Here is a 22032-nt window from a genome sequence, read left to right as displayed (position 1 = left end):
ACGTATATGGAGAATACAGATTTTGGAGGAATAAAGTTTGATTTACCAAAGAATCAATCAAACGTTATTAAAGTAATAGGTGTAGGGGGCGGTGGAAGTAACGCTATTAATCACATGTTCCAACAAGGAATTAAGGGTGTTGATTTTATAGTGTGTAATACTGACTCTCAAGCATTAGAAAATAGTCCAGTTCCAACTAAGATTCAGTTAGGTGTAAACCTTACAGAGGGGTTAGGTGCGGGTGCTAATCCAGAAGTAGGCCAACAGTCTGCTCTAGAAAGTATTGAAGAAATTGAGAAAATGCTTGATACAAATACTAAAATGGTATTTATCACTGCAGGTATGGGAGGTGGTACTGGTACAGGTGCTGCTCCAGTAATTGCTCAATTATCTAAAGAACGCGATATCCTTACAGTAGGTATTGTAACTATTCCTTTCCAGTTTGAAGGTAAGGTTAGACAAGACCAAGCTTTAAAAGGAGTTGAGCGTTTACGTAAGCAAGTTGACTCTTTAGTTGTTATCAATAATAATAAATTACGTGAAGTATATGGTAATTTAGGTTTCAAAGCTGGTTTCTCCAAAGCCGATGAAGTCTTATCTACTGCTGCACGTGGTATCGCTGAAGTTATTACGCATCACTATACGCAGAATATTGACTTAAAAGATGCTAAGACAGTATTATCTGACAGTGGTACAGCTATTATGGGATCTGCTACAGCTTCTGGTGAAACTAGAGCTAAAGATGCTATCGTAGATGCACTAGATTCTCCTTTATTAAATGATAACAAGATTAGTGGTGCTAAGAACGTATTATTATTGATCGTTTCTGGTGCTAATGAAATTACTATTGATGAGATTGGAGAAATCAATGATCATATCCAAACGGAGGCTGGTCATAATGCTAATATCATTATGGGAGTTGGTGAAGATGAATCTTTAGGTGATGCTATTTCTGTTACAATTATTGCAACTGGATTTAATATAGAGCAACAAAAGACAATTGTGACAACTGGTGAACCTAATAGAATTATTCATGTTTTAGAAGGAGATCAAAAAATTGAGCACAATTTAATGCAAGCTAACAATGTTGAATCTTTCGGATATTCTTCACCAGATGAACCTCTTTCAAAAGTGAATACTGTTATTCATACAGCTGAAGAGATAAAAGAAGAGAGTGATGAAATTACTGTACATCAGTTAGGAGATTTTGAAGATGATGATATCGATGGAGGTGGTAATTTTGAACCAATAGGAGATAGTTCTTTTCAACTTGATCCGATTGCCACAGAAGCGACTGAGAGAGCTAGTGATGCTAATGGATTAGACGTGTTTTTTGAGATAGTGACACCTGCAGAAGAGGTAAAAAAAAATACTAATATTACAGAAGAGCAAGTTTTAGCAAAAACTAAAGATATTCGCGATATTAATGTCGTTGATCCTGAGTTTGTTATTGTAAATGTAGCTAAACAAGCTGAATCTAGAGTATCTCAACAGGTTCCAGTAAACGAGCCAATCGTTTATCATTTAGAAGAAGAAGAAAGAGTGGAAGTACAAGCTAAAGCTGCTTATACAAATGAAGTAAAAGTAGTGCAAGCAAGTGCAGCTCCTAAGGAAGAGATTATCATGTTTTCTTTAGAAGATTACACGGATAAAGAAAGTGAATTAGCTTCTGCTAAGCCAGTAAATAAACACCAAGATGCAATAGAAGATGAATTTAAATTCTCTATTAAATCAGAGGAAGTATCTCCTGTTGTTAATACTACTACTAATACTGTAGTGGTAGAGGAAGAACTAGATGAAGTTAATCCTATTGAAATGAGTATTGAGGAGTTTACTTTAAAAAGTCGCGCTGCTGAACGTAGAAAGAAGATGAAAGAGTTTAACTATAAGTTTAATAATACTAATAGTCAACTTTCAGAGCTTGAGCGTGAGCCAGCTTATAAAAGAAGTGGTGTTGATTTAAAAGAAACTGATGATACGAGTAATAAGTCTCGTATTAGTTTTGGTTTAGATAGTAATAATGATGGACAGTTAAGATCAAATAATTCATATTTACATGATAATGTAGATTAATTACAATTTAACGAAAGATATAGAGCCCGAAAAACATTGTTTTTCGGGCTTTTTTATATATTTGCAGAAAATATAAAATATTTGATATGAGTTTACAAACATCGATTATGGATGCTATTAAAACGGCAATGAAAGCGAAGGATACAGTAGCTTTAGAGGCATTAAGAGCAGTAAAGTCAGAGTTATTATTAGCTCAAACTCAATCAGGAGCACAGGCTGACCTTACTGAAGAGGAGGAGATTAAGATCCTTCAGAAGTTAGTGAAGCAAAGAAAAGATAGTGCTAATATTTTTTCTGAGCAAGGTAGAGCAGATTTAGCAGAGCCAGAATTAGCACAGGCAGCTATCATTGAGAAGTTCTTGCCAGAACAATTATCAGAAGAAGAAGTTCAAAAAATAGTAGGTGAGATTATTAGTAATGGTGGTTTTAGTGGCATGTCTTCTATGGGACAAGTTATGGGAATCGCTACTAAGGAGTTAGCTGGTAAAGCTGATGGTAAAACTATCTCATCTGTAGTAAAATCACTTTTATCATAATAAGTGATTTAATGTCCGTGTAGTTCAACTGGATAGAATATCAGATTTCGGCTCTGAGGGTTGGGGGTTCGAACCCTCCCGCGGACGCAAAATATATGCGCTATTATCTTTTATTAGGTAATAGCGTTTTTTGTTTTCACACCTTAACTGTTTTAGAATAGTAGTGTCATTACTGTTTATTATAGAGTCTAGTATGGATTGTGTTGATTCAGTTGAGAGTACAGTATAGGTGCGTAGTGAGTCCGTCAAATTCTTTAAAACAACGGACTCATAACGGAGGTATAACTGACACACTGTATCTCGTCCCACTATAACTGTACAGTTTTAATCAGTCTATATGTCACTGTATAAGAGGTCTTCTGCAACTATTGTTTTATACTAAAAGTCAACAATCTTATTAACTAACTATTTGTTCCTAGTATTTGTGTTATAATATCTTTTTTGAAAGGAAGGTATGAGATAGGATTTTTTGGATCTCTTTTTACAAAGGATATTGTGGTGTTTATTACATTCTGCGATTTGAATGTAAGAGTTTGCTATTTAGCAGATATCATGAACCTTAGTAAATATGTGGAATTAGAAAAATTAATAGTTTTTTTTGGAAAAAGTAAGAAAAAACTAAAATCTGATAAATATCATATTTTTAGAATTACAGTAGGGGTACATTTGTCCTAACAAAATAGGAAATGCTATGATAAAGGATATTCAAGTTTCTAGTATTATGGCAAAAGAAATTGTCAAATTGAATTTGACAGATTCATTGACAAATGCTGAAAAGTTATTCAAGGAGTTTAAGATTAAACACTTGCCTGTAATATCAGGAGGGAAGTTAGTAGGGATTTTGAGTTATACTGACTTAATTAGAATAAGTTTAGCAGAGACTGGTGGAGATAATGATGATATTATTAACACAACAGTCTATAATATGTTCTCTATAGAACAGGTAATGATTAAAGATGTAGTAACTGTACAAGCAGAATGTAGTATTAAAGTTGCGGCAGAAATAATCATTGATAAGGGATTTAGATCTCTGCCTGTGATGGAAGGAGATATATTAGTAGGAATGCTTACTAGCACAGATTTGATTAAATATCTGATTAAGCATTGCAATTAAGATATAAGAAGAATTGCTATAAAAAAGATTATATTTTGTAGTTTGTGAGTTTGGCTACAAGATTACATATTGTTGTTTGAAAAAAGCATTAGGGTGAGTTCTAATGCTTTTTTGTTTTTATATGGTTTAGCACAACCCTTATTTTTATTTACTTCTCGTTTTATTTATCCATCTGATTACTATATTTGTTTTTATAAAAAAAGTAGAATAGATGAGTACTATATATCAAGGGCTTCTGTCAGAAGCAAAACAAATATTAGAAAAAGAGTCTTTAAACAAAGATGAGAAATTATTAGCAGTGTGTACATTACTTCACAATGAGGTAAACCATTATGATTGGGTAGGGTTTTACTTCGCTGTGCCAGAAGAGAGAGTGTTACACTTAGGTCCGTACTGTGGGCCAGAGACTGATCATACAGTAATACCTTATGGAAAGGGAATCTGTGGGCAGGTGGCCGTGAGTAATGAAACTTTCTTAGTAGAGGATGTTATGGCACAAGATAATTATATCGCATGTAGTATGACAGTAAAGTCTGAGATAGTAGTGCCTTTATTTGTGAATGGAGCGAATATTGGTCAGATTGATATAGATTCAAATACTATCAATGCATTTACAGCTGATGATCAGAAGTTCTTAGAAGAGTTAAACGTAGAGATAGCTAAATTGTATAATTAGTCTCATCATATCATGATGCTATAGAAAAGTATTGAGGTACTTAGGAATGATGATGGATGGTGTTATTTTATATTGACTGATAATCAAATAAGTAAGTGCAATATGAGACTTTTAAAAAAAGTCGATTATTTATAGTTGTAATTTCAAAAATAAAATTACCTTTGCAAACGTAAATATGGAAATACCATATTATATACATAAAAATCATTAAATAATATTAGCATGTATTTATCAAAAGAGAAAAAAGCTGAGATCTTCGCTAAACACGGAGGAAAAGCTGAAAACACTGGATCTGCTGAAGGACAAATCGCTTTGTTCACATTCAGAATTTCACACTTAACTGAGCACTTAAAAAGAAATCGTAAAGATTACAATACTGAGCGTTCATTAGTTCTTTTAGTAGGTAAAAGAAGAAGACTTCTTGACTACTTAAAGAATACTGAAATTAACAGATACCGTGAGATTATCAAAGAATTGAATATTAGAAAATAATCAATAGTAAAGAGGTGCCCTTGTGCGCCTCTTTTTCTTTTTAGCCTTTTTAGCAGAAAAAGTCTGGTTTTTCATTGGGTTTCATACAACTACACAACAACACACACAACACAACACACAATTATTAATGTCTCTCTTCGGAGAGACAGAAACCCTAAAGTATTAATTTATTATGATTCCTAAGGTAACTAAAGAGATTATCGATTTAGGAGATGGCCGTAGCATCTCGATCGAAACTGGGAAATTAGCGAAACAAGCAGATGGTTCTGTAGTTGTTCGTATGGGAGACTGTATGCTTTTAGCTACAGCTGTATCTGCGAGAACTGCTAACCCTGGTGTAGACTTCCTTCCTTTAACTGTAGATTACAGAGAAAAATTTTCTGCTGCTGGACGTTTTCCAGGAGGCTTTTTTAAACGTGAGGCTCGTCCAAGTGATCAAGAGGTATTAACAATGCGTCTAGTAGACCGTTGTTTACGTCCATTGTTCCCAGACGATTATCACGCTGAAACACAAGTTATGATTCAATTAATGTCTCATGACGAGAATGTAATGCCTGATGCATTAGCAGGTTTAGCGGCTTCTGCTGCTTTAGCTGTATCAGACATTCCTTTCTATAATTCTATTTCTGAGGTAAGAGTTGCTCGTGTAGACGGACAATTTATTATCAACCCATCTAAAGAGCAATTAGATGCTTCTGATATCGATATGATGATCGGTGCTTCTAAAGACTCTGTATGTATGGTAGAAGGAGAGATGAGAGAAATCTCAGAACAAGAAATGATTGATGCAATTAAGTTTGCTCATGAAGCGATTAAAGTTCAAATCGAAGCTCAAGAGAAAATGCGTGCTGCATTAGGACTTACTTACCGTGAGTACGAACCAGAAGTAACTGATGCTGAAGTAGAGAAAATCGTTCACGATGCGGCTTATGCTAAATTGTATGATATTGCTTCTCATGCAAGTGCTAAAAGCGAGCGTGGTGAGAAATTTGCAGAAGTATACGAAGAAGTTAAAGCTTTATTCTCTGAAGAAGATTTAGCTGAGAAAGCTGAATTAATCAGCACTTACTTTAAGAAAACTCAAAAAGAAGCTGTTCGTAACCTTATTTTAGATCAAAACATTCGTCTTGATGGTCGTAAGACTACAGAGATTCGTCCTATCTGGAGTGAAGTAGATTACTTACCTTCTGTACATGGATCGTCTATCTTTACACGTGGAGAAACTCAAGCTTTAGCTACAGTTACTTTAGGTACGTCAAGAGATGCAAACATTATTGATCTTCCAAGTGAACAAGGTGAAGAGAGATTCTATTTACATTATAATTTCCCTCCTTTCTCAACAGGTGAAGCTAAACCTTTAAGAGGTACTTCTCGTAGAGAGGTTGGTCATGGTAACTTAGCACAACGTGCACTTAAGAATATGATCCCTGCAGACTGTCCTTATACTATTCGTTTAGTATCTGAGGTATTAGAGTCTAATGGTTCTTCTTCTATGGCAACTGTTTGTGCAGGTACATTAGCGTTAATGGATGCTGGTATCCAAATAGAGAAACCTGTGTCAGGTATCGCTATGGGATTAATCTCAGATTCAAAAACAGGACGTTGGGCTGTATTGTCTGATATCTTAGGGGATGAAGATCACTTAGGAGATATGGACTTTAAAGTTACAGGTACTAAAGATGGTATCACTGCATGTCAGATGGATATTAAGATTGATGGATTAGCTTATGATATTATGGAGCAAGCTTTAAAACAAGCTCTAGATGGTCGTATGCACATCCTTGGATTGTTACAAGAGACTATCGCTGTGCCAAATCCAACTGTTAAACCTAAAGCTCCTAAGATTGTTACTGTTACAATTCCTAAAGACTTTATTGGTGCAGTTATCGGGCCAGGTGGTAAAAATATTCAAGCTCTTCAAGCTGAAACAGGAACTACTATCGTTATTAACGAAGAAGGTGATTTCGGTATCATTGAAGTACTTGGTACGGATCAAGCTGGTATGGATAGAGCATTAGCTGCTATTAGTAACACTACTTTCTCTCCAGTAGAAGGTGAGACTTACCATGTAAAAGTGGTTAAGATGCTTGACTTTGGTGCTGTTGTAGAATTTGTACCTGGTAAAGAAACTTTACTTCACGTATCTGAATTAGATTGGAAACGTATCGAGAATGTAGGTGATGTATTAAAAATGGGGGATATGCTAGATGTAAAATACATGGGTATAGATCCTAAAACTAAGAAAGCTAAAGTATCTCGTAAAGCTTTAATGCCTCGTCCACCGAGAGAGGAGAAAAAAGCAGATGCTCCAAAACAAGAAAATAAATAAGAGTTAACTCTTGTTATTATATAAGGACACCTAGTATTAGGTGTCCTTTTTTTATTATGTCAGTTTTATGACATTGTTAGGCAGACGTATACTGTCATGGAGTTATCATACTCCATTCTTCTATTCTTTTGTATATTCCTATTTATAGAGTTGATTTAATAGTATAATATTAGTTGTCCTTTTTACTTTATAGTGGTGTTTTTTGGTTAAGTCCTTAATTTGTATTATATTAGCAAATAACGTTATTAGGGGATGGCCTGTCTTAATATTATTGACATCGGTGTTATCAGCTCCTATCTATAATCAAGTCTTAGTACTTGACCTTTTTTTTTCGACACAATTAGTGTTGTCTAATGTACATCATTTATAGATGTATCTATTGTAGAATGCATACATGTGGTATTCTATCTCGACTGAGTAATCAGTAATAATCATTTTATTAATTCTTCACTTTTTAGTGAGGACAAAATCGTTATGTAGTTATGTCAAATTTTAAAGTTGGAATTATTGGTGCTGGTCCGAGTGGATTAGCAATGTTACGCGCGTTCGAATCTGAACAGAAAAAGGGTAACCCTATTCCAGAGATTAAGTGTTATGAGAAGCAAGATAATTGGGGAGGTATGTGGAACTATACTTGGCGTACAGGTGTAGGTAAATATGGAGAACCTCTTCATGGAAGTATGTATAAGTATCTATGGTCTAATGGACCTAAAGAGTGTTTAGAGTTTGCGGATTATACTTTTATGGATCACTTTAAACAACCTATCTCTTCTTATCCCCCTAGAGAAGTGTTGTTTGATTATATAGAAGGGCGTATTAAGCAGAGTAATGCACGTGATTTTATTAAATTTAATACTGTCGCTCGTTGGGTAGATTATGTAGAGGATAAGAAGCAGTTCAGAGTTGTGTTTGATGATTTAGTGAAGAATGAGACTTTCGAAGAGTACTTTGACTACTTGGTTGTAGGTACTGGGCATTTCTCTACTCCTAATATGCCTTATTTTAAAGGAATAGACAGTTTCCCTGGTACAGTGATGCATGCACATGATTTTAGAGGAGCAGATCAGTTTATAGATAAAGATATTTTATTGATAGGAAGTAGCTATTCTGCAGAGGACATCGGTGTTCAGTGTTTTAAACACGGTAGTAAATCTGTGACTATTTCTTATAGAACAAATCCTATCGGGGTAAAGTGGCCTCAAGGTATTGAGGAAAAACCATTGGTAACGTATTTTAAAGACAATGTAGCTTATTTTAAGGATGGAACAAAGAAAGAGTATGATGCTGTAGTATTATGTACAGGATATCAGCACAAGTTTCCTTTCTTGCCAGATAATTTGCGTTTAAAGACGAAGAATAATTTATATCCAGATAATTTGTATAAAGGAGTAGTATTTAATGAGAATGAGCGTTTATTATTCTTAGGAATGCAAGATCAGTATTATACGTTTAATATGTTTGACACACAGGCATGGTTTGCACGTGATTATATGTTAGGACGCATAAGTTTACCTAATAAAGAAGATAGAGATATGGATATCTCTAAATGGGTAGAGCTAGAGAAAGCTTCTAAGACAGGAGAAGAGCATGTAGACTTTCAGACAGATTATATTAAGGATTTAATTAGTATGACAGATTATCCGACTTTTGATTTAGATAAAGTAGCTTCTATGTTTAAGAGTTGGTTAAATGATAAGGAGACCAATATTCTTAGTTATAGAGATAAGGTGTATACTTCAGTGATGACAGAGGTGACAGCAGAAGAGCATCATACACCGTGGATGAAGGAATTAGATGATAGTTTAGAACGATATTTAGATGAAGTAGGAGTGGATGAAGAAGAATTAAGTAAGGTAAATTATTACTAGTTAAAAAGTTATAATTTTTATAAAATACTGAAGCACTGCATAAAAACTCTTTTTGTGGTGCTTTTTTTGTAGGTAATAGTAAGAGGTTAAAAATATTTTTAAAAATGTTGTAACCTTTTAGATAGAGTGTACGTATAATAGGTGTGTGGAAAACACAACATAGCAAAAAACAAGGATAGAAATAATATGAGACAACTTAAAATTACCAAGCAGGTAACGAATCGTGAGACCGCTTCTCTAGATAAGTACTTGCAAGAAATTGGTAAAGTAGATTTAATTACTGCTGAGGAGGAGGTAGAATTAGCGCAGCGAATCAAAGCAGGTGATCAGAGAGCATTAGAGAAACTTACGAAGGCTAACTTGCGTTTCGTAGTATCTGTAGCTAAACAGTATCAGAATCAAGGATTGACATTACCCGATTTAATTAATGAAGGAAACTTAGGTTTGATCAAAGCTGCACAGCGTTTTGATGAAACACGTGGTTTCAAGTTCATTTCTTATGCAGTATGGTGGATTCGTCAATCTATTTTATCGGCTTTAGCAGAACAATCTCGTATCGTTCGTTTACCATTGAATAAGATTGGATCTATCAATAAGATTAATAAGATGTATGCTTTATTAGAGCAATCTAATGAGCGTCCACCTTCAGCAGAAGAGATTGCTGTAGAGTTAGATATGACTGTAAATGACGTAAAAGAGAGTATGAAAAACTCTGGACGTCACCTTTCAATGGATGCTCCATTGGTAGAGGGAGAAGATTCTAACTTATATGATGTATTGCGTTCTGGTGAATCTCCAAACCCTGATAGAGAGTTAATTCATGAGTCTCTTAGAACTGAGATCGAAAGAGCTTTAGAAACTTTAACTCCAAGAGAAGCAGACGTAGTACGTCTATACTTCGGATTAGGTGATCAACACCCAATGACTCTAGAAGAAATAGGTGAAACATTTGACCTTACTAGAGAGCGTGTAAGACAGATTAAAGAGAAAGCTATTCGTAGATTAAAACATACGTCTAGAAGTAAAATCCTTAAGACTTACTTAGGATAATAATATATAAAGCGTTACTATTTTTAGTAACGCTTTTTTTATATCCTAATGGACTGTATATTTGTACAGTGAGAAAGTTTTTGTTTATTATCATATCGTTGTTGGTTTTTAGACCAGTAGTGCCTTTGGTAGACTACTTGATAGACTATGATTATATCTCAACGTTCTTATGTGTGAATAAAGACAAGCCTGAGATGCACTGTAATGGACAGTGTTACTTAATGCAAGAAATAGCAAAGTTAGCTAAAGAAGAACAAAAGAAAGATGCTGTAAAACAAGTATGCAGTATTGCTTTTGTCTTAATGTATGTTGGTCAATCTGAAGAGTATTCAGCTCCTCAGTATGAGTCTATTTATACGAATGAAATTAAAGATGCATATAACAATCTTTATTCAAAACTATTAGACTATTCTAGTCTTAGACCTCCCCTCGTTTAATTAATATTTTATAGGAATAATAAATGTTACCACATACCTAAGCGTATCTGTGGTAATGAACTTATGTATAATATTAATTAAAGTTTATTATGTCTGGTAAGATTATAAAATCCTTTTCAATCAATTATTTTACACTAGACCAATCCTCTTTTTTTATTAACACGCTTAATCAATTTGACTCTGACTATCCTTTAATTAAAGATAGTTTTAGAGCTAACTTTTATATGGTAATTGTGCTTAATAAGGGAGACTACTCTATTTGTATTAATGAGTATGAGTTTTCTGAGTCAGATAGGTGTGTCTATGTGGTTAAGCCTGGAGATATCGTACGTATGCGTTTTAACAACACCAGTGAAGGAGTTTGCATAGGTTTTGAAGACTCTTTTTTCTCACAGCGATATCATGAGAATGTTTTAAGGTTTTTTGATTGCTTTCAGTTAGATAGTATTCCTCAGCAGTTTATGGATGACTTCATTAATACTAAAGTCAATATGTTAGTCGAATTGATGAAAGGGGAATATCATTCTAATCGTGTTTATAGAATTAAAGTATTGCGCTCATATTTAAATATCTTATTATGCGAGCTACAGTATTTAGGTGGTTTAGCAGATGCTTTACATGTAGAGTTTACTAAACCTTCTTCTAATGATCGTATTCTTGCTTTTCTAGATTTAGTAGAAGAACATTTTAAGATAGCTAAGACTCCTTCGTTCTATGCTGAGAAATTATGCGTAACACCTAATTACCTAAATAAGCTGTGCAAGCAGGAGAGAGGGGTTACTGCAGGTCATGTAGTACGTCAACGCATAGTAGTAGAAGCAAAGAGACTTTTACAGTTTAGTTCATATAATATTAATGAGATAGCCCGCGAACTAAGCTTTGATAGCACTTCTTACTTTGTTACATTCTTTAAAAAACAAGAGGGAATTACTCCTGAAAGTTATAGAAAGTCATTTGCCTAGTTTAGATATTTATGCTTTTTGTTTTGCGAAGAGTGAATACTATCTAAATCAGGAACTATATTGTTAATTAAATAATACCGTCTTTAATATTTTTGCCACTGTGAAAAATATATACATCATCATAGCGATAGTTTTTATATTCCGCCCAGTTATGCCTGTGGTAGAGTATATCGTTAATTATGATTATATAGCCACAGTCTTATGTGAGAATGTAGACAAACCAGAATTACAGTGTAATGGTAAATGTCACGTAGCAAAAGAGCTAGAGCAGGTATTAGATCATGATGCTCCTGTTAAGCTTGAGAAGGCTACTGTATTGTTTGACTTTATACCTGTAAGCATATTTGAAGCAAAGAATTATACAACCATGATTTCTTTAAATCTAGAAGAGAAAGTATCATTCTTATATGCTAACTTCTATACATTTCTATTTAGCACTATAGTGCTTCAACCTCCTATTTTATAAGGTTTTTTAGTATCAATCACTGTATCTGACTTTGCCGGACAGGTAGTTTATGGAATAAATTTAACTTATAAAACACAATAAAATGAAAAGAATATTATCATACGTAGCACTATTTTTATCTACATCAGTAGCATTGACATCTTGTAGTACTGATGACAACAATAACCAGGAAGTAAAAGAAGTATTAGTAGGAAAGAATGATGTAACCTTTACTTTTAACCATAAGATGTTTGGTGAAGAGTTAAAGTACAATACACTTAATAAAGCAAATGGAAATAATGAGCAATTAAATGTTACATTCTTAAAATATATCATTAGTAATTTTCAACTGACTGATGACAAAGGTGGGGTATATACATATCCAAAAGATAAAGGATACTTCTTTGTGGATTCAGAATCTAATGACTTTAAAGTTACTTTAAAAGATGTACCCGCAGGTTATTATACGAAAGTGAAGTTTGGTGTAGGTGTAGATCAAGAGAAATACTTAAGAGGAGTAGATGATCAACAAGAGTTTTGGGACTTATGTAAGAAACACGATTTAACTTGGGGATGGCTTACAGGATATAAATTTATTAATTACCAAGGGACATTTATTAATGGAACTGAAGAAGAAGCAGGGTTCCAATTGCACATTGGTAGTCATGGAAGTAAATTAGATAACTATAAGGAGAATATCTTAGTGAGTAAAGAGGAGATTAAAGTTAGTGATAAGTACTCACCTTTAGTTGATCTAAATGTAGAAGTGTCTTTATTGTTAGATAGTACGGATAAGATAGTTTTAAAGGAACGCCCATATATCATGGTCGATGCTGTTAGAGCACCAAAGATTATGACCAATGCAACAACTATGTTTAGTGTTGGAAAAGTAACGACCAAACAAGGTTTATAATTTGATTTTTATGTTTAGGGGGAGAGTAATCTCCCCTTTACTTATTTATAATAAGCTTGTTATGAAGAAATTATTTACACTATTTGTTGGTACATTACTACTGTTTAGTTGTTCATCAGATGAGTATGTTGATCTACCTGATGTAGATGAAGATGACATAAAGTGGGAGAAACCATCAAACTTTCCAGATCAAACTTACACTTTTAACAATAATGCACTTAAGAAATCTCGCTTTGAGTTAGGGAAGAAGTTGTTTCACGATCCTCGTTTATCAGAAGATAATACCATATCATGTTCCTCATGTCATATTAAAGAGTTTGCTTTTTCTGATGCAGGTAAGAGTTTTAGTATTGGTATAGATGGTTTAGTAGGTAAGCGAAATGCACCAGCTATTCAGAATATGGCATTTAACAATGAGTATTTTTATGATGGAGCCTCTAACAATTTAGAGATGGTACCTATAGTTCCTATTCACAATGAGATAGAAATGCGCGAAGAACTGCCTACGATACTTGATAAGTTGCGTTTGGATATAGAGTACCAACAGATGTTCAAGAAGGCTTATAATGATGAAAAAATGACGTCTACGAGTATGTTAAAAGCTTTAGCTCAATATATGACTCTGTTAGTATCAAGTAATTCTAAATATGATAAGTATGTCCGCAAAGAAGAAGGAGGTAACTTAAACGAGTTAGAGAAGAAAGGTTTAGTTCTTTTTAGACAGAATTGTTCATCTTGTCATAGCACAGATCTATTTACAGATAACAGCTTTAGGAATAATGGAGTGAGGGTTAATCCTTCTGTCAATGATAAAGGAAGAGAGGATGTGTCAGGTGAAGAGGAAGACCGATATAAGTTTAAAGTGAGTACAGTACGTAATGTGGCACTGACCGCCCCTTATATGCATGATGGTAGTATAGCTACATTAGAAGATGTCTTAGACTTTTATTCTTCAGGGATAAAAGATAGCCCGACATTAGATCCATTACTAAGACAAAAGAATGGACGAGTAGGAATACCAATGACAAGTGAAGAGAAGAAAGCTATAATCGCTTTTCTACATACGCTTACGGATTATGACTTTATTAATAACCCAAAGTATTAAGCATAAAAAAAACGAGACTCATTGAGTCTCGTTTTTTAGTATCTCTTAGTGTTGGTACACTACATATTTTACATCACCTTCTGTCTCTACTTTAGTTAAGTTATGAGAAGAAAGGCCTTTCATTGCTTTATCCCATTTCTTACCACTTAAAGCAGCTTGTTCTTTTAAAGAAGCAATCTCAACTTTATTGTCGTTGTTCTCTAAGATTTGAATGATGATTTTTTCTTCATCTGATAATTCTACTGAAGGAGCAGTCTTCTCTGGTCTCATTTGAGGGAAGAATAATACTTCTTGAATAGAAGGGTTGTTCGTTAAGAACATGATTAAACGGTCCATACCGATACCTAATCCTGATGTAGGAGGCATACCATACTCTAATGCACGTAAAAAGTCTTGGTCGATAAACATCGCTTCATCATCACCTCTATCAGCTAACGCCATTTGAGCCTCAAAACGTTCTCTTTGGTCGATAGGATCATTAAGCTCAGAGTACGCATTAGCAATCTCTTTACCACAAACCATTAACTCAAAACGCTCCGTTAAATCTGGATTGTCTCTGTGTAATTTAGTCAATGGAGACATCTCTTTAGGATAGTCAGTAATGAATGTTGGTTGGATGTAGTTTCCTTCACATTTCTCACCGAAGATTTCATCAATAAGTTTTCCTTTACCCATTGTTTCATCTACAGGAATACCCATACCTAAAGCAGCTTGACGAATTTCATCCTCTGTTTTACCAGTGATATCAAACCCAGTAAACTCTTTAATAGAGTCTGCCATTGTGATACGTTTGTAAGGAGCCTTAAAGTTAATCTCGTGTTCTCCGAAAGTAGCATTAGTAGTACCATTAACTGCGATGGCACATTGCTCTAATAGACGCTCAGTGAAGTCCATCATCCAGTTGTAGTCTTTATATGCTACATAGATTTCCATAGCTGTAAACTCAGGATTGTGTGTTCTATCCATTCCTTCGTTACGGAAGTTTTTAGAGAATTCGTATACTCCATCAAAACCACCTACGATTAAACGTTTTAAGTACAACTCATTAGCAATTCTCAAGTATAATGGAATATCTAATGCATTGTGGTGCGTGATGAATGGACGAGCAGAAGCTCCACCAGGGATAGACTGTAATACAGGAGTTTCTACTTCCATATAACCAGCTTCGTTAAAGAAGTTACGCATAGCAGTAAACAACTTCGTACGTTTGATGAAGATATCTTTGTTTAATGGGTTTACCACTAAATCAACATAACGCATTCTGTAACGCAATTCTGGATCAGTAAATGCGTCAAACGTATTTCCTTCAGCATCTGTTTTTGGTAATGGAAGAGGACGTAAAGATTTGCTTAATAACTGTAAACCTTTTACACGTACTGTTTTTTCACCTACTTGAGTAGTGAATAATTCTCCTTCGATACCTACGATATCACCTAAGTCAATAAGTTTTTTGTAGATCTCATTGTATAACGTTTTATCCTCGTCTGGACAAAGTTCATCTCTATTGATATATAACTGAATCTTACCTTCGCTATCTTGGATAGTTGCGAAAGAAGCTTTTCCTTGAATTCTTGAAGACATTAATCTACCAGCCACGATAACCTTCTTACCTTCTTCAAAATCGTTCTTAATCTGCTTCGAAGTATGGTCTACTGGAAATAGATTAGCAGGATAAGGATTCACACCAAGCTCTTGTAACTTGCTCAGTTTTTCTCTTCTGATGATTTCTTGTTCTGAAAGTTGCATAATAACTGTAAATTAATTTAAAAGGCAAATATAGTTAATCTTTGAAAATGCGACAATTACTATTCCTCTTAAAAGCAGTTAATTTGCAATACTTTGTCTTAAAAGTATATAGAGCTGATGATTTTTGACTGTGCATAGGGCAGTTCACCAAAAAAATGCCGAAATTTGTACTATATAAAAATATTTAGTCATGAGTTTAGGACGAGTGCTTTTAGCTATTATTTTTCCACCTTTAACTGTTTTAGATAAGGGATGTGGATCTATATTATTGGTATGTATATTGACGCTTTGTGGATGGATACCTGGTGTTATCGCTGCATTAGTCATCTTAAACAATCCTAAATACAATAAATAACAAGATCACAATGAACAAGCAAGTAAAGCTTATTGACTTAGGCGAGAAAGATTATAAAGATACTTGGGATTACCAAGAAGAGATATTTCAATCTATTTTAGACGTAAAGATTAGAAATAGAAGAGAAGAGCGTACTGATGATACAGATAATTATTTATTATTTGTAGAACACCCTCATGTATATACTTTAGGTAAGAGTGGAGATGCTCACAATATGCTTCTTAACGATGAACAATTAAAAGCAAAAGGAGCGACATTCTATAAGATTAACCGAGGAGGAGATATTACATACCACGGACCAGGGCAAGTAGTAGGTTATCCAATCTTAGATCTAGAGAACTTCTTTACAGACATTCATAAATACCTACGTCTTTTAGAAGAAACTATTATTTTAGTATTACAAGACTACGGTATAGAGTCAGGTAGAAGTGAAGGAGAAACAGGAGTATGGTTAGGAGTAGGTACAGCTTTCCCTCGTAAGATTTGTGCGATGGGAGTGAGAGCTTCTCGTTGGGTGACGATGCATGGTTTTGCCCTAAATGTCAACTCTGATTTAGGTTACTTTGACAATATTATCCCTTGTGGAATACGAGGTAAAGGAGTAACATCTCTTAACGTAGAGCTTGGAGTAGAGTATGTAGATGAAGATGAAGTAAGAGCTAAGATCATTAAGTATTTCTCTGAATTATTTGAAGCAGAAGTAATCGCTCAACAAGCGATCTAACCGATATAATACATCCCAATAGCCTCTGCTGTTGGGATTTTTTTTATCTTTGTACAAACAACACAATTATATGAAAAATACTATTATAGCACCTTCAGTATTAGCTGCTGACTTTGCTAATCTTCAGAGAGATATCGAAATGGTGAACAACAGTCAAGCAGATTGGTTTCACATTGATATCATGGACGGAGTATTCGTTCCTAATATCTCTTTTGGGATGCCTGTATTAGCAGCAATTAATAAGCATGCTAAGAAAACATTAGATGTGCACTTAATGATTGTTGATCCTGATCGTTATATCAAAACGTTTAAAGAATTAGGAGCAGACATCTTAACAGTACACTACGAAGCGTGTACACACCTTCACCGTACTGTACAAGCTATCAAAGCTGAAGGAATGAAAGCAGGAGTAGCACTTAATCCACATACACCAGTTAGTGTGTTAGAAGATATTATTCAAGACTTAGATTTAGTATTGATCATGAGTGTTAACCCAGGTTTTGGAGGACAGAGCTTTATTGAGAATACGTATGAGAAAGTGCGTAAGCTTAAAGCAATGATTGATGCTAAAGGAGCGAATGTAATGATTGAGATTGACGGAGGAGTGAATAATAAGAATGCAAAAGCATTAGTAGATGCTGGAGTAGATGCATTAGTAGCAGGTAACTTTGTATTCAGTGCTGCTGACCCTATCGCAACTATTGCTGATTTAAAAGAAATAACTTTGAAGTAAGAAGTAAAAGATAATAATCAAAAAGGCTTAGTACGTTCATAGTACTAAGCCTTTTTTTGTCATTACTGGTAAGGTAAAAAATAAGGGGCTATCATAGACAGCCCCTTTAATATTGAAATAAGATAAGGTATTACATCATACCTGGCATACCACCACCCATTGGCATAGCAGCAGCGCTGTCGTCTTTAATATCTACTAAAGCGCACTCAGTGATTAAGATCATACCCGCTACAGAAGCAGCGTTTTCTAAAGCAACTCTAGTTACTTTCTTAGGGTCGATTACACCAGCGTTAAGCATATCTACGTATTCATTTGTTTTAGCATTGTATCCGAAGCTTTCTTTTCCTTCTAATACTTTAGATACTACTACAGAACCTTCTAAACCAGCGTTCTCAACAATAGTTCTCAATGGAGCCTCTACTGCCTTAGCGATGATAGAGATACCAGTTTCTTCGTCAGCGTTATCAGCTTTGATATCAACTAAAGTATTCTTAGCTCTTAATAAAGCTACACCACCACCAGCTACGATACCTTCTTCTACAGCAGCTCTTGTAGCGTGTAGAGCGTCATCTACGCGGTCTTTTTTCTCTTTCATTTCTACTTCAGAAGCAGCACCTACATAAAGAACAGCTACACCACCAGCTAACTTAGCTAAACGCTCTTGTAACTTCTCTCTGTCATAGTCAGAAGTAGTAGTTTCCATTTGCGCTTTGATTTGGTTTACTCTGTTTTTAATCATTTCAGCCTCACCATCACCACTTACGATAGTTGTGTTATCTTTATCGATGTTAACTCTCTTACAAGTACCTAACATGTCTAAAGTTGTGTTTTCTAAAGTATATCCTTGCTCTTCAGAGATAACCACACCACCAGTAAGGATAGCGATATCTTCTAATATAGCTTTTCTTCTATCACCGAATCCAGGAGCTTTAACAGCTGCGATTTTTAACGCACCTCTTAATTTGTTTACTACTAATGTAGATAAAGCTTCACCATCAACATCTTCAGCGATGATTAACAATGGTTTTCCTGATTGAGCGATAGGTTCTAATACAGGTAAAAGCTCTTTTAATGAAGAAACTTTTTTATCGTATAATAAGATATATGGAGTATCTAATTCTACTTCCATTTTCTCAGAGTTTGTAACGAAGTATGGAGATAAATAACCTCTGTCAAACTGCATACCTTCTACTACATCAACATAAGTCTCAGTACCTTTAGCCTCTTCTACAGTGATAACACCTTCTTTACCTACTTTTTCGAAAGCTTGAGCGATTAACTCACCGATAAAGTCATCGTTATTAGCAGAGATAGACGCTACTTGTTTGATTTTATCCATAGAACCACCTACTTCTTGAGATTGTTTTCTCAAGTCTTCTACGATGATTTCTACAGCTTTATCTATACCGCGTTTTAAGTCCATAGGGTTAGCACCAGCAGCTACGTTTTTAAGACCTTCTTTTACGATAGCTTGAGCTAATACAGTAGCAGTAGTAGTACCGTCACCAGCTAAGTCATTCGTTTTAGAAGCAACTTCTTTCACCATCTGAGCACCCATGTTCTCTAATGTATTCTCTAACTCAACTTCTTTTGCTACAGATACACCATCTTTAGTTACAGTAGGAGCACCGAATGATTTACCGATGATTACGTTTCTACCTTTAGGTCCTAATGTTACTTTAACAGCGTTAGCTAAAGCATCCACTCCGCGTTTTAAACCTTCGCGAGCTTCAATGTCGAATTTAATATCTTTTGCCATTTTATTCTTTTGGATTTAGTTGTTATTGATTCAATTTTTAAACGATTGCTAAAATATCGTCCTCTCTCATGATTAGGTAATCAGTACCTTCTAATTTTAGCTCAGTTCCAGCATACTTACCGTATAATACAGTATCACCTACTTTAACTGTCATTTCATGATCTTTAGTGCCATTTCCTACAGCTACTACAGTACCTCTTTGTGGTTTCTCTTTTGCTGTATCAGGGATAAATAATCCTGAAGCAGTTTTAGTTTCAGCTGGTAATGGTTCGATAAGAACTCTATCTGCAAGTGGTTTAATATTTACTGCCATAGTTTTTATAGTTTATGAAATTGAATTACTATTTTTAATTATTATAGATAGTAGATGTCATAAAGTGTGCCAAAGCAAAAAAGTGACATTATAGGCAAAAAAAAATGCCAGCTTGACAGCCGGCATCTTGTGTATTTATTGAAGCTAAAGGTTATTCAGCTTGATTTTGAGTTTCTTGAGCTGGAGCAGGTGTCTCAGCTGGTGTCACAGGAGCTTCTTGCGTAGCAGGAGCTTCTGGTGTTACAGGTTGAACTGGCACTGCGTTAGGATCTAATAATTTAGAATCTCCTGCAGCTCCACCACTAAAGCTAGTTGATGATAACAATATTAAAATAATTAATACTGCACCTAAAGTCCATGTACTTTTATCTAAGAAATCATTTGTATTCTTTACACCTCCAGCTACAGTAGAACCTCCGAAAGAAGAGTCAAGACCTCCACCTTTAGGATTCTGTACCATAATTACTACGATAAGTAAAAAACATACAATTGCGATTAAGATTAAAAATATTGTAAATGTGTTCATGGTGATTAACTATTATGTTGTTGTAACGCTTTTATATCTAATATTTGGTTTGCAAAGAAACTACTTTTTTCTGGATATTTCAAAATTAATATTTCATAAGCTTGAATGGCCTTTTGATATTTCTTTTGTTCCAAGTAAATTTTAGCTAAAGTTTCAGTCATTAAACTACTGTTTTCTTGTACTGAAGACTCGATGTTTACTGGGGTTACCGTAGATTTCTTTGTAGGAACTATCTTTGGATTTGTTTCGATAAATTTATCTATTAATTCTATTTTTTTTTGTTTTTCGACATCTGATTTTTGCTCAATATCTGTTAAAATAGAATCATTTTCTCTATCTATCGGCTTTATTTTAGATAATTGTAACCACTCTTGGAAGGACAATTTCTCCTTTTCGTCAAAGTTTAATGGACTACCTATATCTAGTTTGTCTTCAAGCCTATCTATCTCTTCTTGTTTCTGATTTGTTATAGTATCTTCATTAGATAAGGATTCTGATACAGTAGGCTCAATTACAGCCTTTTCCTCTTGTGTCGAATCTTCACTATTTGATTTACTCTGAGACTGTTGGTTCTCTACTATTGTGATAGACTGTAAAAGACTCTTAATAGCAGTAGAAGTAAGCTTAGGTTCAGGAGTTTCCCTCATTAGACTTTCTTCTATCTCAGTCTCTTCTGAAGTAGCGATATCTTCATTTACTAATTGTCCAACAGTAGGAGTAACGTCTATTTCAGTCTCTTCTGAAGTAGTGATGTCTTGATTTACTAGTTGTCCAACGGTAGGAGTAACGTCTATTTCAGTCTCTTTTGAAGTAGTGATGTCTTGATTTCCTAATTGTCCAACGGTAGGAGTAACGTCTATCTCAGTCTCTTCTGAAGTAGTGATGTCCTGATTAACTAATTGTCCAACGGTAGGAGTAACGTCTATCTCAGTCTCTTCTGAAGTAGTGATGTCCTGATTAACTAATTGTCCAACCGTAGGAGTTACATCTATTTCAGTTTCTTCTGGTGCAGTGATTACTTCAGTAACAGTAGTAACTGTGTCAGCAGGCTTTAAGGTGTCAGTAGATTCTAGTGCTATATTAGCGTCAATGTGTATTGGCTTATAAGCAACGAAATCAGGAGAAACGATAAAGTCAAACAAGATGTCTCTATCTAGGGTATAAGCCGCAGTTGTCTTTAACTCTTGGTTATAATTATAACTATTCTGTGCATATAAGCTTTTCAGATAAAGACTTCTCACAGACTGAAAGTACGGATACTGGTCTATGATCTGTTTTAGCTGTGTAGCATCCTCCTCAGTAATCTGTTGAGGTTGGCGAAGCAATATGTCTAATTCGTTTAGAGTCAAGATATTTCTGTTTATTAAATAATTACCACTTAGCTAAAGACTCATTGAATACATCTTGAGTGATACGTTCATATATAGTCTCCATAGCTGTATTAAGAGTAGGTCCCATCAGCTGCGTATTAGCAGGATAGTCATAGTAGAACGAGAATCTCTTTTCGAAGTCCTCATCCGGTTTTCTCTTATTAAAGAATCTCACGTTCACTGCTACATACAATCTATTTTGCGCCGCTCTCTGATCAGCTGTCGCTGTCATCGGGCTGATACGATACTCTACTATTTCACCCTCATACACTAAGTCACCATCTGTATTAGTCAGACTCAGACTTGTTTGGTTTTGGATTAAATCCTGTAGTGAAGTCGTAAAGGTACGCTCTATCCCAGGCTCTACTAAAGGAGCATTGTTCTGAAAAGAGTTTACCTGAAATGTATCAGCATCTATCTTACCTGTTCCAGTAAAGTTATAATATTTACAGCTATGAAAAAATAGTGATATAAATATTAGTGCAAATAAATGTTTGATTTTCATA

General features: G+C 34.7%; 22 protein-coding genes and 1 tRNA gene. 17 read left to right on the top strand and 6 right to left on the bottom strand.

Annotated elements, in window-relative coordinates; genetic code table 11:
- Positions 1–6: 6 nt before the first annotated feature.
- The 14 genes from ftsZ to BMX53_RS01050 all read left to right on the top strand — a co-directional run bounded on the left by ftsZ (position 7) and on the right by BMX53_RS01050 (position 14000).
- Positions 7–2073 (top strand): cell division protein FtsZ, encoded by a 2067-nt coding sequence (gene ftsZ / locus BMX53_RS01120; RefSeq protein WP_074744388.1) that lies wholly within the window; start codon positions 7–9, stop codon positions 2071–2073.
- Between the two features lie 86 nt (positions 2074–2159).
- The gene (locus BMX53_RS01115) at positions 2160–2609 is read left to right on the top strand and encodes a GatB/YqeY domain-containing protein (RefSeq protein WP_063175179.1); all 450 of its coding nucleotides are present in this window, start codon (positions 2160–2162) and stop codon (positions 2607–2609) included.
- A gap of 13 nt (positions 2610–2622) precedes the next feature.
- Positions 2623–2696: transfer RNA gene (locus BMX53_RS01110), tRNA-Arg, on the top strand.
- A 604-nt stretch (positions 2697–3300) separates the two neighbouring features.
- Positions 3301–3723, top strand: coding sequence for a CBS domain-containing protein (locus BMX53_RS01100; protein WP_038984882.1), 423 nt, complete (start codon positions 3301–3303; stop codon positions 3721–3723).
- A gap of 211 nt (positions 3724–3934) precedes the next feature.
- Positions 3935–4399 (top strand): GAF domain-containing protein, encoded by a 465-nt coding sequence (locus BMX53_RS01095; protein WP_074744214.1) that lies wholly within the window; start codon positions 3935–3937, stop codon positions 4397–4399.
- A 222-nt stretch (positions 4400–4621) separates the two neighbouring features.
- Positions 4622–4891 (top strand): 30S ribosomal protein S15, encoded by a 270-nt coding sequence (gene rpsO, locus BMX53_RS01090; protein WP_038984678.1) that lies wholly within the window; start codon positions 4622–4624, stop codon positions 4889–4891.
- A gap of 172 nt (positions 4892–5063) precedes the next feature.
- Positions 5064–7220 (top strand): polyribonucleotide nucleotidyltransferase, encoded by a 2157-nt coding sequence (locus BMX53_RS01085; RefSeq protein ID WP_074744212.1) that lies wholly within the window; start codon positions 5064–5066, stop codon positions 7218–7220.
- 482 nt (positions 7221–7702) lie between these two features.
- Positions 7703–9088 (top strand): trimethylamine monooxygenase, encoded by a 1386-nt coding sequence (locus BMX53_RS01080; RefSeq protein ID WP_074744210.1) that lies wholly within the window; start codon positions 7703–7705, stop codon positions 9086–9088.
- Positions 9089–9274: 186 nt separating this feature from the next.
- Entirely contained in the window at positions 9275–10138 is an 864-nt protein-coding gene (locus tag BMX53_RS01075; RefSeq protein ID WP_074744386.1) for a sigma-70 family RNA polymerase sigma factor, read from the top strand.
- Positions 10139–10206: 68 nt separating this feature from the next.
- Entirely contained in the window at positions 10207–10575 is a 369-nt protein-coding gene (locus BMX53_RS01070) for a hypothetical protein (protein WP_244154459.1), read from the top strand.
- 89 nt (positions 10576–10664) lie between these two features.
- On the top strand, positions 10665–11537 hold the full coding sequence (locus tag BMX53_RS01065; RefSeq protein ID WP_074744208.1) for a helix-turn-helix domain-containing protein: 873 nt from the start codon (positions 10665–10667) through the stop codon (positions 11535–11537).
- Positions 11538–11637: 100 nt separating this feature from the next.
- Positions 11638–12003, top strand: a complete 366-nt coding sequence (locus BMX53_RS01060) for a hypothetical protein (RefSeq protein WP_143061400.1) — start codon at positions 11638–11640, stop codon at positions 12001–12003.
- A gap of 82 nt (positions 12004–12085) precedes the next feature.
- A complete protein-coding gene (locus tag BMX53_RS01055) occupies positions 12086–12895 on the top strand; it encodes an MbnP family protein (RefSeq protein ID WP_074744204.1) in 810 nt (269 codons plus the stop codon).
- Positions 12896–12956: 61 nt separating this feature from the next.
- Entirely contained in the window at positions 12957–14000 is a 1044-nt protein-coding gene (locus BMX53_RS01050) for a cytochrome-c peroxidase (protein WP_074744202.1), read from the top strand.
- Between the two features lie 45 nt (positions 14001–14045).
- Here BMX53_RS01050 and lysS read toward each other — a convergent pair whose 3' ends face one another.
- The gene (gene lysS, locus BMX53_RS01045; protein WP_038984694.1) at positions 14046–15746 is read right to left on the bottom strand and encodes a lysine--tRNA ligase; all 1701 of its coding nucleotides are present in this window, start codon (positions 15744–15746) and stop codon (positions 14046–14048) included.
- Between the two features lie 190 nt (positions 15747–15936).
- Here lysS and BMX53_RS01040 point away from each other — a divergent pair, with 190 nt between their 5' ends.
- From BMX53_RS01040 to rpe, 3 genes are all read left to right on the top strand, one after another.
- On the top strand, positions 15937–16101 hold the full coding sequence (locus BMX53_RS01040) for a YqaE/Pmp3 family membrane protein (protein WP_074744200.1): 165 nt from the start codon (positions 15937–15939) through the stop codon (positions 16099–16101).
- A 10-nt stretch (positions 16102–16111) separates the two neighbouring features.
- A complete protein-coding gene (gene lipB / locus BMX53_RS01035; RefSeq protein ID WP_038984697.1) occupies positions 16112–16825 on the top strand; it encodes a lipoyl(octanoyl) transferase LipB in 714 nt (237 codons plus the stop codon).
- Between the two features lie 70 nt (positions 16826–16895).
- Positions 16896–17558 (top strand): ribulose-phosphate 3-epimerase, encoded by a 663-nt coding sequence (rpe, locus tag BMX53_RS01030; RefSeq protein ID WP_074744198.1) that lies wholly within the window; start codon positions 16896–16898, stop codon positions 17556–17558.
- Positions 17559–17688: 130 nt separating this feature from the next.
- Here rpe and groL read toward each other — a convergent pair whose 3' ends face one another.
- From groL to BMX53_RS01005, 5 genes are all read right to left on the bottom strand, one after another.
- A complete protein-coding gene (gene groL / locus BMX53_RS01025) occupies positions 17689–19317 on the bottom strand; it encodes a chaperonin GroEL (protein WP_074744196.1) in 1629 nt (542 codons plus the stop codon).
- Positions 19318–19354: 37 nt separating this feature from the next.
- Positions 19355–19630 carry a co-chaperone GroES gene (locus tag BMX53_RS01020; RefSeq protein ID WP_006259659.1) on the bottom strand — a complete coding sequence of 92 codons (276 nt, stop codon included), beginning with the start codon at positions 19628–19630 and terminating at the stop codon, positions 19355–19357.
- A 151-nt stretch (positions 19631–19781) separates the two neighbouring features.
- Positions 19782–20156, bottom strand: coding sequence for a preprotein translocase subunit SecG (gene secG, locus BMX53_RS01015; RefSeq protein ID WP_038984705.1), 375 nt, complete (start codon positions 20154–20156; stop codon positions 19782–19784).
- Between the two features lie 5 nt (positions 20157–20161).
- Positions 20162–21505: a tetratricopeptide repeat protein gene (locus BMX53_RS19215; protein ID WP_244154458.1), complete on the bottom strand. Its 1344-nt coding sequence runs from the start codon at positions 21503–21505 to the stop codon at positions 20162–20164.
- Positions 21506–21527: 22 nt separating this feature from the next.
- Positions 21528–22031 (bottom strand): LptE family protein, encoded by a 504-nt coding sequence (locus tag BMX53_RS01005; protein ID WP_038984707.1) that lies wholly within the window; start codon positions 22029–22031, stop codon positions 21528–21530.
- Position 22032 lies beyond the last annotated feature (1 nt).

The organism is Myroides marinus, assembly GCF_900109075.1.
In the GTDB taxonomy this organism is placed as follows: domain Bacteria; phylum Bacteroidota; class Bacteroidia; order Flavobacteriales; family Flavobacteriaceae; genus Flavobacterium; species Flavobacterium marinum_A.
The sequence above is the reverse complement of the archived record's forward strand: the minus strand, read 5'-3'. Positions and strand labels throughout refer to the sequence as shown.